Source organism: Anaerohalosphaeraceae bacterium (assembly GCA_035378985.1).
Taxonomy (GTDB): domain Bacteria; phylum Planctomycetota; class Phycisphaerae; order Sedimentisphaerales; family Anaerohalosphaeraceae; genus JAHDQI01.
Map to the genome: position 1 here is coordinate 61,092 of DAOSUR010000011.1, position 12,309 is coordinate 73,400.

The following is a 12,309-nucleotide window of genomic DNA, read 5'->3' on the forward strand; positions in this document are numbered from 1 at the left end:
TCTTTTCAGAAGAAAACCGCCGCGCTATTATATGCGTATATGTGCATATATACAGAAAGAGGCATATGGAAAAAGAAGCGGCCTATTTAAAAGGTCTGTCGGACCCGATTCGCCTGCGGCTGGCGGTGATGCTGGCGGTCCGCGGAGAGCTGTGCGTGTGCGTGCTCGCCGAAGCCCTGCGCCAGCCCCAGTACAAAATCTCCAGACATCTGAGCATCCTGCGCCGTGAGGGAATCGTCGAAGTTCGGCGGCAGGGCACATGGATGTATTACCGTCTGCGTCCGCCCGCCTGTCCTGTTGAACAATCCCTTCAGCACTGCCTGGCGGACTGCTTCCGGAGCCATCCGACGGTCCGGCAGGACCTTCAGCGCCTCGGCCGGGCCCGATGCGGTCCCAAAACATCCGGAAAACCTGGAAGGAAACAACGGTCATGACGGAAGATGAAAAAAAACTTCGCATTCTTTTTCTTTGTACAGGCAACTCCTGCCGAAGCCAGATGGCCGAGGGCTGGGCCCGTCATCTTAAAGGCGGCTGCGTGGAGCCCTATTCGGCGGGCATCGAAACACACGGCTTAAACCCGCTGGCCGTCCGCGTGATGGCCGAAGCGGGCGTGGACATCTCCGCCCATCGCTCCAAGCACCTCGACGAGGTCCGCCATATCCCCTTTGATTACGTCATCACCGTCTGCGACCATGCCCGCGAAAGCTGTCCGCTCTTTCCCGGCAAAACCAAAATCCTGCACGTCGGGTTTGAAGATCCGCCGCGCCTGGCCAAAGCCGCCAAAACGGAGGAAGAAGCCCTGAACTGCTACCGCCGCGTGCGCGACCAAATCCGCGCCTTTGTGGAACAGATTCCCGATATCCTCACAAAGGGAGGAAGTCAATGAAGAAAGAACGTGTGCTGTTTTTCTGCAAACACAATTCCTGCCGGAGTCAGATGGCCGAGGCATATCTAAAGAAACTGGCCGCCGACCGCTTTGAGGTCTTCAGCGCCGGCCTGTTCCCGGAAATGATTCATCCGCTGGTTGAGGTTGTGATGCTGGAGGACGGCGTGAGCATCCGCGGCCAGACCGCCAAGAGCATCGACCTGTATCTGGGCAAACAGCCGCTGGATCATATCATTATCGTCTGTCAGGAAGGCGAGGCCGAGTGCCCCCGGCTGTATCCCTTTGCCCTGCATGTCGAGCGCTGGCCGCTTCCCGACCCAGCGAGCGTTCAGGGCGACAGGGAAACCATTCTGGCCGCCTTCCGTCAAACCAGAGATGCCGTCAAAGAACGCGTAAAAGACTGGCTGAAAAAGAAAACGGAACCGCAGGGAAAATGAGGTTTGCTATGGCGGAGCCTTCCAAAGAAACCATCCGACAAACCGTTCGGCAGGAGTATTCCAAAATTGCTCAGAGGAAGTCTTCCTGCTGCTGCGGCTGCACTCCTTCCGCTCAGCTGGCACAAAATCTTGGCTATTCGAGCGATGAACTGGCCCTTTTGCCGGACGGAGCCAACCTCGGGCTGTCCTGCGGCAATCCGACGGCGCTGGCAGACCTGAAACCCGGACAGGTTGTACTGGACTTGGGCAGCGGCGGCGGAATCGATGTCTTCATCGCCGCCTGCAAAGTCGGCCCGGCCGGACGAGCCGTCGGGGTGGATATGACCCCGGACATGGTCAGCCGGGCCCGGGCCTCTATTGCCGTCTTCACACAAAAAACCGGACTGTCCAATGTGGAGTTTCGACTCGGAGAAATTGAACACCTGCCCGTCGCCGACGGCACCATTGACGTGGTCATCTCCAACTGCGTTATCAATCTTTCCCCCGACAAACAGCAGGTCTGGAATGAAATCGCCCGGGTTCTCAAGCCCGGCGGCAAGGCCTGCATCTCCGACCTGGCCCTCCGAAAACCGCTGCCGGAAAACATTGCCCGCTCGGCCGCCGCACTGGTCAGCTGTGTTGCCGGAGCTGTTCCGGTCGAACAAACCCTTCAAATGGCCCAACAGGCCGGCCTGTGCAGTCTGAAGATAGAAGAACATCCCTACAGCATCGAGCTGGCAGCCGACTGCAATGACCCGCTGTATCGGCAGGTCAAAGAATCCCTGCCGCCGGGGGCCAAACTAAGCGACTATGTCATCAGCATCAATCTGACGGCCTTCAAACCTGAAAGAAAAGAGGTCTTACAATGAACCAGGAGCCGATGATTCAGAAACCGCAAAAGGGACTCAGCATCTTCGAGAAATATCTGACCGTGTGGGTGATTCTCTGTATTGCCGGCGGGATTGGGCTGGGCAAACTGGCCCCCGGTCTGGCCAAAACCCTGGACGGAATGGCCGTATATGTCAATCAGGCGCCGGTCATCTCCATCCCGATTGCCGTGTGCCTGTTTTTTATGATGTACCCGATCATGGTCAAGATTGACTTTGCGGAAGTCCTCCAGGCCGGCAAGAGCATCAAACCCGTCGCCCTGACTCTCTTCGTGAACTGGGCGATTAAGCCGTTCACCATGTACGCCATCGCCCTGTTTTTTTTAGGCACGCTTTTTTACGGCTTCATCGGTCCGGACGCCGTGGACTTTGTCAAGATGCCCTTCGGGCTGGATTTGCCCGTCGGCGCTTCCTACGGCGTCGGCACCGTCGTGCTCGAAAACGGCGTCAAGATGCTTCAGGTTCCGCTGTGGCGCAGCTACCTGGCCGGCTGCATCCTGCTGGGCATCGCCCCCTGCACCGCAATGGTGCTGGTCTGGGGCTATCTGGCCAAGGGCAATGACGGGCATACGCTGGTGATGGTGGCGATTAATTCGCTGACGATGCTGGTTCTGTACGGCCCGCTGGGCGGCTTCCTCTTGGGCGTCGGCAAGCTGCCGGTTCCCTGGCAGGCCCTGCTGCTGTCCATCGCCGTTTATGTCGCTCTGCCGCTGGCCGCCGGATTCTTTTCCCGCCGGTGGATTCTGGCCCGCAAGGGTCCCGAATGGTTCGAAACAAAATTCCTGCATATCCTCACGCCGATTACCATCGTCGCTTTGCTGCTGACGCTGGTGCTGCTGTTTTCCTTCAAGGGCGAAACGATTCTGAACAATCCCCTGACGATTCTGTGGATTGCCGTCCCGCTGTTTATCCAGACCTGTCTGATTTTTGCGGCGGCCTATGTGCTGGCGCGTTGGCTGAACCTGAATTATACGGATGCGGCGCCGTCGGCGATGATTGGGGCCAGCAATCATTTCGAAGTGGCGATTGCCACGGCGACGATGCTTTTCGGCCTGTCCTCCGGCGCGGCACTGGCCACGGTGGTCGGCGTGCTTATTGAAGTGCCGGTGATGCTGATGCTGGTCAAAATCTGCCTGAAAACGCAGCACTGGTTCCGGCCCGCCGTCGTAGAAACCCGTTAGAAAGGAAACGGAACCGATGAAGCAGAAAAACTCTGTGTGGCTGGTGGTTGCGGCGGCGCTGGTGCTGCTGCTGATTGTCCAGTTTATCCAGACCCGCCGCTATGAGGCCCAGACTGAGAATTTTCCGGATGACTCCATCGTCGGACAGGGCAGGCCTGTGCTTGTGCAGATTACCTCGGCCTCCTGCATTTACTGCCGGCGGATGATGCCAACCCTGACGGAGCTGGCCCGGACACACGCCACGCACTTTGCGATTGCACTGGTTTCCCTGGACCGGCAGCCCCAGGCAGGCCGAAAATACGAGGTGCAGGCCCTTCCGATGCAGATTTTTTACGATGCACAGGGAAAGGAGCTGTCCCGTCACGTCGGTGCGATGAGCCGCGAGGAAATCCTGCAGCAGTGGCGTCAGGCGGGGCTGGAGATTCCGTAGCGCAGTTTATTCCCGCCGCTGCTGCTGGCGCAGGTAATCCACAGGCGCCCGGTCATCCGTCAGCACCCGCGCCTGCGGGTCCGGCTTCAAATCCGGACGAAAGCAGCGGGCAACAGCCGGAAGACTGAACGCAAACTTGTGCTTGTCCTGCAGCATTCGGGCCCGCTCCAGAAACGCCGGCCCCTGCGGCACCTGCACCTGAGCCCCCGGCGAAATCAGAATCGCATTGCCGCTGGTTCGTCCCAGAAAGACATCGCACCGGTCAAACACCTTCAAAAACGTCACCCACTCTGCGTCAAACAGCTGATTATCATAGAACACATTGGCCGCAACGACCCCCGTCGGCGACAGGACCCCCTTGACCTCCTCCAGAAATTCGCGGGTCATCAGATGAAACGGAATATAATCGCCGTTGAAGGCGTCCAGCACGATGATGTCATACTGCGTGGGATTGGGGCGGCGGAGCCGCTTTTTAATAAACATCCGCCCGTCATCCACATAGACTTTCATTTTGTCATCTTCCGCAAAGGCAAAAAACTCTTTGGCCAGCGGCGGGATGGCCTCGTCAATTTCCACGACATCAATTTGGGCCTGCGGAAAATAGAAACGAAAATCGCGCGGAATCACCCCTCCGCCCAGTCCGAGCACCAGAATGGAATTGGGCTCCGGCACATAAAGAAGCGAGGCATAAATCAGTTTGGTATATTCAAGCTGATGATTCCGCAGATTTTCCAAATCGACCTGCGTCTGAATCGGCACGGCGGCCCGCCGCCCAAACCGCAGCGTTACCACAGAATCTTTCTGATAAACGAAGATCGTATTGTACAGCGACTCTCTGCGGGCTGCCAGACGGCCCCATTCCTCCGGAGCCGCCGCAGACAGCACGGAAATAACCAGAAAAACATACAGAGAACCCCACCGTTCTTTAAGCATTTTGTTTCCTCCGCACCAGCGCCGTGACAAGCACGACCATTCCTAATAGGGCCAGAATCAGGCCGGAAATCGACAGTACCAGACGCATCGAATACAGAATCAGATAAAATGCCGTCACGACGCAGCCCGCAAAACTGGCAATTGTCGAAAGGGCCATCACCAGACCGGCACTGACTCCCGCCTCTTCCGGCCGCTGTGTCAGCCAGCGGACTACCGTCGGCGAGACCGTTCCCAGAAAGGTCGTCGGCACGGCAAACAGCACCAGCGCCGCCAGCAGCGAACCCCATTTTTCATCCAGCCCCCAATCGAAAATCCTGTCGCACACCGGACCGGTAAAAAAAGGCAGAACGGCCGTCCAGACGCCCGCCAGCAGGATAAATACCCCCAGCAGAATGCCGCTGTTTTTTAGAGCCGACAGGCGTCCCCCCAGCAGATACCCCACGGACAAGCTCAGCAGAAAGGTTCCGATGACGCTGCCGGTGACTACATAGACTGCACTGCCGAAATAGGGGGCCAGCATCCGCACCCCCAGAATCTCCAGCTCCATCACGAACCAGCCGCACAGACAGGCGACCAGGACGGCCGCCGCCGTGCGAACCTTGCTGTTTCTATCAGAATTCAATTCCGCTTCTTTCACCGATTCACGAAACACTGATGCGTTTCCGCCGCTATTATAGTCTGCCCCGCACAGTTACGCCGCAGGAAACATTGCATTTTCCCGAAAATTCCGCAATTACTCCACGGCATCCGGTGTGAAAACAGCAAATCCCCGCCGCTGCAGAAATTGGACGATATCCTCCACTATTACATACAGACAGGGCACCAGAATCAGCGTCACCACCGTGGAAAAGAGAATCCCAAAGCCCAGCGAGATGGCCATCGGAATCATAAAGCGGGCCTGACGGGAGGTTTCAAAAATCATCGGCGCCAGCCCGCCAAAGGTCGTCAGCGTGGTGAGCATCACAGGACGGAAGCGGCGGACAGCCGCCTGATGCATCGCCTCAAACGCCGAAACGGCGGGGTTCTCCTGTCGGAGCCGATTGGCATAGTCAATCAAAACAAGCGAATCATTCACCACCACCCCGGACAGCGCCACAATCCCCATCATACTCATCACCGACAGCTCGTAGCCCATCATCAAATGCCCCAGAACCGCCCCGACAATCCCAAAGGGAATGGCCACCATAATAATCAGCGGCTGAATATAACTGCGAAACGGAACCGCCAGCATCGCATAAATCGCCGCCAGCGCCCCCAGAAATCCTTTCCAGAGCGACTGCATGCTCTCCGCCCAATCCGCCTGACGGCCCTCCCAGGCGTACGAAAGTCCCGGAAAATCGTATTGAAGTTTCGGAAGAATCTCCTGAATCAGCGTCTCTTTGACCTGATTGGTTTGACCGATTGGTTCCACATTGGCCGTCACCGTTACGGTGCGGCGCCCGTTCCGCCGATTGATGCTCGTATACGAGCGTCCCCGCTCCAGCCGGGCGGCCTGACGGAGAGGAATCTCCGTGCCGGACGGCGTGCGAATCAGCAGCTCCTCCACATTGTACTCGCTGAGCCGCTGTTCCGGCGGAAACTTCACCCGCACCCGGATTTCATTCCGTCCCCGCTGCTGGCGCAGGGCTTCGGCTCCGTAAAAGGCATTGCGAATCTGCCGGGCAATTTCCCGAACGGTCAGACCGACGCTCTGCCCTTCCGGGGTGATGCGGAAATTCAGCTGCTGCTTGCCGGGCGTGTATCCGTCATTGATATCCTTGACATTGGGGAAATCCGCCAGAAGCGCCGCCAGCTTTTCGCTGGCCTGGTCAAGAACCCGGATATCGCGATGGCTCAATTCAATCGTCAAAGCCGCTCCCGAGCCCGGACCGCCGCGGTCGGCCTCAAAAAGAATGGATTCCAGACCCGGAATCGGCCCGACCCTCTCCCGCCACAGCTGCGTCACGCGGGTCGTACTGATCGGCCGCACATCCGGGTCGGTCAAAAAGATGCGAACATCAATCGTATCCTCATCAATCACCGCAAAGACTCCCTTGCTCAGACGCTCTCCTCCGTTCTCTTCGACAATCTTCCGGGCCGCTTCGACCAGCCGATTGCAGACAGCTGTCACTTTCTCCTGAGAACTCCCGAAGGGAAGCGTCGCCTGAACGGAGGCGTAATCGGATTCCACTCGAGGCATCAGAATCATCCCGATTCGTCCGCTCAGAACGATTCCCAAAACTATCAGAAAAACGGTGAACCCGACTGCGGCGGTCAGATATCGTATCCGGACGCAGCGATCGATGAACGGCGCAATCACCCTTTCCACAAACCGTTCAAATTCCCGGCTGAAGGCCTGCTGGCGCCCGTGGAGAAAAACCGCCAGAGGACGACGGCTTCGCGGACGGGCGTGTGCCAGATGCGTTGGAAGAATCAGCGTGCTTTCAATCCAGGAAATCGTGAAAACCGTAATCACCACCAGCGGAACGGTCTTCCAGATTTTGCCCATAATGCCGGGGATAAAATAAAGGGGCACAAAAGCAACCAGATTCGTCAGAATGCTGAAACTGACGGGCATCGCGACATCCCGTGCCCCCTGAACCGCCGCCCGAAAGAAACTCATTCCCCGATTGCGGTACTCATAAATATTCTCGCCGACCACAATCGCATCATCCACCACAATACCCAGTGCAATGATATAGGCAAACATCGAGACCATATTGATGGTCACATCCAGACTCGGCAAAAACAGGAACGACCCGAGGAAGGAAATCGGAATCCCCAGCGTCACCCACAGGGCCAGTTTGATTTCCAAAAACAGCCCCAGCAGAACAATCACCAGAATCAGCCCGTAAAAGGCGTTTTTCAAAAGCAGAGTCAGCCGCTGCCGGTACACATCCGCACGGTCCTGCGTAATGACCCAATGCACCCCCTCCGGCAGCTGCGGTTCCAGCCGCTTCATCGCCCGCTGAACGGCCTCGGAGATGCCGATGGGAGTCTGGTCCCCCACCCGATAAACACTAATCCCCACCGCACGTTTGCCGTTAAAAAAGGCCATCCGGTCCACATCGGCAAAATCATCCCGCACTTCGGCGATATCCTCCAGCCGGATGACGGTCCCGGAAGCGGTGGTCAGAATGGGAATGCGGGCAAATTCCCTCGCCCACTGCCGCCGCTCCGTTACACGAAGCAGCACTTCCCCGGCCCGGGTTTCCACATGCCCGCCGGGAAGTTCCAGGGCCGTGGCGCGAATGCGGTCGGCCACCTCCTGAAGTGTCAGACCGTACGCCCGAAGCGTCTCCTGCGGAATCAAAACCTGCAGTTCATAATCGCGGGCTCCGGCCAGGTCCACCTGCGTAATCCCCGGCTCCTGCAGAAGCCCGTCGCGGATTTCCTCCGCAAGCTCCCGGAGGACCCACTCCGAAACATCCCCGTAAATCTGCAGCTCCACAATCTGCTGCCGCCGCATCGCCAGCGACACTTCCGGACGTTCCGCATCCTCCGGAAACGTCGTAATCCGGTCGATTTCCTGTTTGATATCCTGATAAACCCGCTGCCGGTCGAATCCCTCAATAATTTCCGCCGTGACCGTTCCGAATCCTTCCGAGGCAACCGCGGTAATCTCCTTGATGCCCTCCAGACCCCGAATCGCCTCCTCCACAGCCAGAATAATGCCCTGCTCGACTTCCTTCGGACTGGACCCAGGATACGGCACCCGGACAATCACCAAATCCAAATCAAATTCCGGAAACACCTCCTGCCGGACGTTTAGCGCAAAAAAGAAGCCGCCGACTAAAAACACCACCATCATCAGGTTGGGGGTAACCCGATTGCGGGTCATCCAGCCGATCAAACCGCGGCTGTCATCCAGAACAGGCCGTTCCGTCATTGACCGCCTCCTGCATTCCCAGAGTTGCTCTTTTCCGCCGAAGGTTTCTCAGCCGTTCGAAGAAGCATCCCTTCCACCGGTGAAGACAGGTCGGTGGTGACAATCCGCTGGCCGTCCTTAAGTCCGCTGCGGATATAAACCGTCTCCGGCCCCCGAAAAACCGTCTGCACGGTGCGAATCCGCAGCCGATTCTGCTCATCCATCAGCCAGACCTGATTGCCGTTTCGAATGTATTCACGCGGAACGGCGAATACATCGCGGGCTGCCCGTCCGATGATTTCAGCCCGCACATACGAGCCCAAGAGCAGCGGCGGCAGCGTCCGTCCTTCGGGCGACTCCAGCGGCGAAGGCACCGAAACCAGAAGCCGGGCCATTCGCCCCTGTTCCTCCAAATGAGCCAGAAGCCGCAGAACCCTCCCGACCCGAAACACCTCCTGTCCCCACGCCGGGTCGGTAATGCGGACCTCCGCACCGCCCTCAAAACCCTCCCGAGGAATCTCAATTCAGCCCAGCTGGTCCACAGGCACCAGCAATTGGACCCAGAATTCATCCACCCCAACCAGCGAGGCCAGGGAAGTGGTGGGGGAAACCCGAGAACCCAGTTCAGCGTATTTGGTGCGAACCACGGCCCGGAACGGAGCACGAATTATACAGCGCTCCAAGTCCAGCTGCGCCTGACGCACGGCCGCCTCCGCCGCCTCTGCGGCCGCTTTTTTGGCGGCCAGATAGGGCCTTCGAAGAATCAGGTCCTCATCCGCTTCATCCAGAACCTCCTCCAGCATCCGATATTCCCGCTGGGCAACCCGCTGACTGCCTTCCTCAATCTTCAGATTCAGCCGGGCCTGCTCCAGTTCGCTTTGCCGCTGCGCCAAGGCCGTTTCATAGTTCCGCCGGTCAATCTCATACAGCACCTGCCCCGCCTCCACAATCCCGCCGGGCAGAACCTCCGGAGCAATCTTTTCCACCAGACCGGACACCTCCGGATACAGCGTAACTTCCCGGGCCGCCGTCACGGTCCCCATCGCCTGAATCACCACCGGCAGCGTTTGACGGTGGACCGTCTCCACCGTCACCAGCCGCGCCTGCTGGTCGGCAGGACGACGCGGCGCACGGGGACGGGTATCCATCAAATACTTAAAAAAAAGAACCGCTGCAGCGACAATCAGCAGAGGAAGAACAGCCCGTACAAAAATCTTAAGCAGCTTGTTCCCGCCGCCCGTTTGATGGGACACAGTATCTCGATTCTCCATAAAAAACCTCACTGTGAAGGTTCATTCAGCGCCCACGGACCTGCTATCGCACGGCACAAATCAATCCGCCGTTCCAGCTGGGCACGCTGCGCCGCCAGAAGCTGACGTTCCAGTCCCTGCTCCGACAATAACGACTCCAGTACACGCAGATAATCCAACTGCCCTTGAAGATATTTGCTTTCGGTCGTTTGACGCACCTGTCGGGCCAAATCCAGCTGAAGACGCAGATTGTCCGTCAGCCGCTGCCGACTGCGGTCTTCCTCGAGGGCTTCCTCCACCTCCTGAAGGGCCGTTAAAAGCGTCTGGCTGTATCGATGAATCCGCTCAGAAAGAACGGCCTTTCGTTTGCGTACTTCCGCCTTTCGGTACCCGGCATCCCAAAGGGGGCCGACCGCATCCGCCGCCAGCCGGCCCAGCCAGTCTTCAAACAAATCACGTACCCGTTCATCGGACGTCTGCGCTGCAGCACCTAATGTAATTTTGGGATACTGGTCGGCAATCGCCGCCGCCAGTCGCCGGTCCGCCGCCAAAACCGCTTTATAAGCGGAGGCCACATCCGGCCGGCGAGTGAGCGTTTGAGCCGGCAGTCCTATGTCCGGCAGCGGAGGCAGCGGAGGCAAAGAGCCCTCGGCGGCAAACAAACCCTGCGCAGGCGTTCGGCCCAGCAGAACCGCCAGCTGATACTCAAAAAGTACGATTGATTTTTCCGCCTCAATCAGCTGGCCGCGTGTGGCTTCCACCAACTGACGCTGACGGAGAACATCCGCCGCGGTTCCCTGCCCCTGCCCAAACTGCATTCGAACTATCTCTAAAACCTTCTCATTGGTTCGCAGCTGCTCTTTCAAAAGGGCCGCCTGAAGGCGGGCCTCGACGAGCCGATACCACGTCTGGGCCGCCGCTGCACTGAGCGAAACAGCCGCCGCCGCCAGGTCATCCCGGGCCGCCTGTGCATCCAAAAGGGCCGCCTGCTGAGCCGAACGCACCCGCCCCCATAAATCGGCTTCATAAGAGGCCGTCAGACCGGCGGAATATTCGCTTGCATACTGGGTCTGGCTGGAAACGTCCCGACGGGTTCTCGCCGCTTCCCCTGAATACTGAACCGCCGGAAACAAGGATGCCCCCGCCTGGACAGCCGCCTCTTCTGCCTGTCGAAGCCGGTCCCAGGCGGAGCGAATCGTAAAATTGTTCCCGAGGGCCTCTTCTATCAAAGCATTCAACAGAGGGTCCTGAAACGACTCCCACCATTTTTCCGGCAAAGGAACCGTGCCGCTTTGGGAAAACTGCTGCGGGATTTCCAGAGGAACTGAAGGCGATACCGGCTGCCGGCAGCCCAGACAGCACAAGACCGCTGTCAGAACTCCCCAGCTCGTCCGGGATGGATTTTTCCGAACACGTCCGCCCATCATTCCCCTGAAACAAAAAACTAAATAGACAAACCAAATCCATTATCCACGGTATCAACACCGCTCCCCCGCACGTACTTAAAAACAAGAACGCTGAATCCTAAAGGAATCTTTCAAAAAGAATCAACAGTTTTTTTTGAAGCAGAAAGAACTGGTGAAGTGCCGGAAATGTCCGATTTGGGATATTCTCCAAAAAGCCGCCGCCTGTTTCATCCGGCGGCCGAATCGGGGAGACAGGATTTGAACCTGCGACCTCTGCGTCCCGAACGCAGCGCTCTAAGCCAAGCTGAGCTACTCCCCGCATCCTCACAGGACCCCGAAGGGCCTGCTGGGTGCGAAACCAAAATACTACCAAAAATCTGCAAAAAATACCAGTCTTTTTTGCCGATGCCGTGGGTTATTCCTTCACGCGAGTGACATACTCGCCCGTGCGGGTATCGACGCGAACCACTTCCCCTATCTTAACAAACGGCGGCACCTGAATCACCAGACCGGTCTCGAGAGTGGCGGGCTTATACTGGTTGGTCGCCGTGGCCCCCTTGATTTCCGGAGCCGTATCAACCACTTTCAGGTCCACAGTATTGGGCAGCTGGACAACCACGGGCTTGCCGTTGTACATATTAATCAGAATCGGGGTGTTCGGCTTGCAGTACTTAGGGCCTTCGCCGAAGGCATCATCATCCAGCGTAATCTGATCGTATGTTTCCAGGTCCATAAAGACGTGCTCGTTGCCCGTCGAGTAAAGATACTCAAAGTTCCGCTTTTCGAGAAAGGCCTCTTCGAGCACTTCTTCGGCCCGGATGCGGACATCGCGGATGCCGCCGTCCGTCAGATTTTTCAGTTTGGTCTGATAGACCGCCCCGCCCTTGCCGAGTTTGACGTGCTGATAATCAACAATCACATACAGGACGCCATCCATCTTGATGGTCTGTCCTTTTTTCATTTCCGACGCTTTCATATTCATCTCCGCTTTGAAGAGGCCCACGACCGCAGCCGGGCCTTTTTATCCCGTTTTGTCTGATGCGGCAAAGTGCCGCAGTATGGCAAACCCGCCG

At 57.7% G+C, this 12,309-nt stretch carries 13 protein-coding genes and 1 tRNA gene; 6 read left to right on the forward strand and 8 right to left on the reverse strand.

Annotated features, from left to right (window positions below; genetic code table 11):
• Nucleotides 1-65 precede the first annotated feature (65 nt).
• Genes PKY88_09095 through PKY88_09120 form a run of 6 tightly spaced genes read left to right on the forward strand, consistent with a single transcriptional unit; the run spans nucleotide 66 to nucleotide 3,800 of the window.
• A complete protein-coding gene (locus PKY88_09095; protein ID HOQ05355.1) occupies nucleotides 66-434 on the forward strand; it encodes a metalloregulator ArsR/SmtB family transcription factor in 369 nt (122 codons plus the stop codon).
• A complete protein-coding gene (locus tag PKY88_09100; GenBank protein HOQ05356.1) occupies nucleotides 431-886 on the forward strand; it encodes an arsenate reductase ArsC in 456 nt (151 codons plus the stop codon). The genes PKY88_09095 and PKY88_09100 overlap by 4 nt, the downstream gene beginning before the upstream one ends.
• Entirely contained in the window at nucleotides 883-1,323 is a 441-nt protein-coding gene (locus tag PKY88_09105) for an arsenate reductase ArsC (protein ID HOQ05357.1), read from the forward strand. The genes PKY88_09100 and PKY88_09105 overlap by 4 nt, the downstream gene beginning before the upstream one ends.
• 8 nt (nucleotides 1,324-1,331) lie before the next feature.
• The gene (gene arsM, locus PKY88_09110) at nucleotides 1,332-2,171 is read left to right on the forward strand and encodes an arsenite methyltransferase (protein HOQ05358.1); all 840 of its coding nucleotides are present in this window, start codon (nucleotides 1,332-1,334) and stop codon (nucleotides 2,169-2,171) included.
• Complete coding sequence (gene arsB / locus PKY88_09115) at nucleotides 2,168-3,370, forward strand: ACR3 family arsenite efflux transporter (protein ID HOQ05359.1); 1,203 nt, start codon at nucleotides 2,168-2,170, stop codon at nucleotides 3,368-3,370. Before arsM ends, arsB begins: the two co-directional genes overlap by 4 nt.
• Before the next feature lie 16 nt (nucleotides 3,371-3,386).
• Nucleotides 3,387-3,800 carry a thioredoxin family protein gene (locus PKY88_09120; GenBank protein HOQ05360.1) on the forward strand — a complete coding sequence of 138 codons (414 nt, stop codon included), beginning with the start codon at nucleotides 3,387-3,389 and terminating at the stop codon, nucleotides 3,798-3,800.
• A gap of 6 nt (nucleotides 3,801-3,806) precedes the next feature.
• Here PKY88_09120 and PKY88_09125 read toward each other — a convergent pair whose 3' ends face one another.
• The 8 genes from PKY88_09125 to efp all read right to left on the reverse strand — a co-directional run bounded on the left by PKY88_09125 (nucleotide 3,807) and on the right by efp (nucleotide 12,212).
• Nucleotides 3,807-4,733 (reverse strand): fused MFS/spermidine synthase, encoded by a 927-nt coding sequence (locus tag PKY88_09125; GenBank protein HOQ05361.1) that lies wholly within the window; start codon nucleotides 4,731-4,733, stop codon nucleotides 3,807-3,809.
• On the reverse strand, nucleotides 4,726-5,355 hold the full coding sequence (locus PKY88_09130) for a fused MFS/spermidine synthase (GenBank protein HOQ05362.1): 630 nt from the start codon (nucleotides 5,353-5,355) through the stop codon (nucleotides 4,726-4,728). The genes PKY88_09125 and PKY88_09130 overlap by 8 nt, the downstream gene beginning before the upstream one ends.
• Before the next feature lie 111 nt (nucleotides 5,356-5,466).
• Nucleotides 5,467-8,601 carry an efflux RND transporter permease subunit gene (locus PKY88_09135; protein HOQ05363.1) on the reverse strand — a complete coding sequence of 1,045 codons (3,135 nt, stop codon included), beginning with the start codon at nucleotides 8,599-8,601 and terminating at the stop codon, nucleotides 5,467-5,469.
• The gene (locus PKY88_09140; protein HOQ05364.1) at nucleotides 8,598-9,032 is read right to left on the reverse strand and encodes a hypothetical protein; all 435 of its coding nucleotides are present in this window, start codon (nucleotides 9,030-9,032) and stop codon (nucleotides 8,598-8,600) included. Before PKY88_09140 ends, PKY88_09135 begins: the two co-directional genes overlap by 4 nt.
• A gap of 72 nt (nucleotides 9,033-9,104) precedes the next feature.
• Nucleotides 9,105-9,851: an efflux RND transporter periplasmic adaptor subunit gene (locus tag PKY88_09145; GenBank protein HOQ05365.1), complete on the reverse strand. Its 747-nt coding sequence runs from the start codon at nucleotides 9,849-9,851 to the stop codon at nucleotides 9,105-9,107.
• An 8-nt stretch (nucleotides 9,852-9,859) separates the two neighbouring features.
• Complete coding sequence (locus PKY88_09150; GenBank protein ID HOQ05366.1) at nucleotides 9,860-11,257, reverse strand: efflux transporter outer membrane subunit; 1,398 nt, start codon at nucleotides 11,255-11,257, stop codon at nucleotides 9,860-9,862.
• 222 nt (nucleotides 11,258-11,479) lie between these two features.
• Nucleotides 11,480-11,555 (reverse strand) — tRNA-Pro (locus PKY88_09155).
• A gap of 96 nt (nucleotides 11,556-11,651) precedes the next feature.
• The gene (gene efp / locus PKY88_09160; protein ID HOQ05367.1) at nucleotides 11,652-12,212 is read right to left on the reverse strand and encodes an elongation factor P; all 561 of its coding nucleotides are present in this window, start codon (nucleotides 12,210-12,212) and stop codon (nucleotides 11,652-11,654) included.
• Nucleotides 12,213-12,309 lie beyond the last annotated feature (97 nt).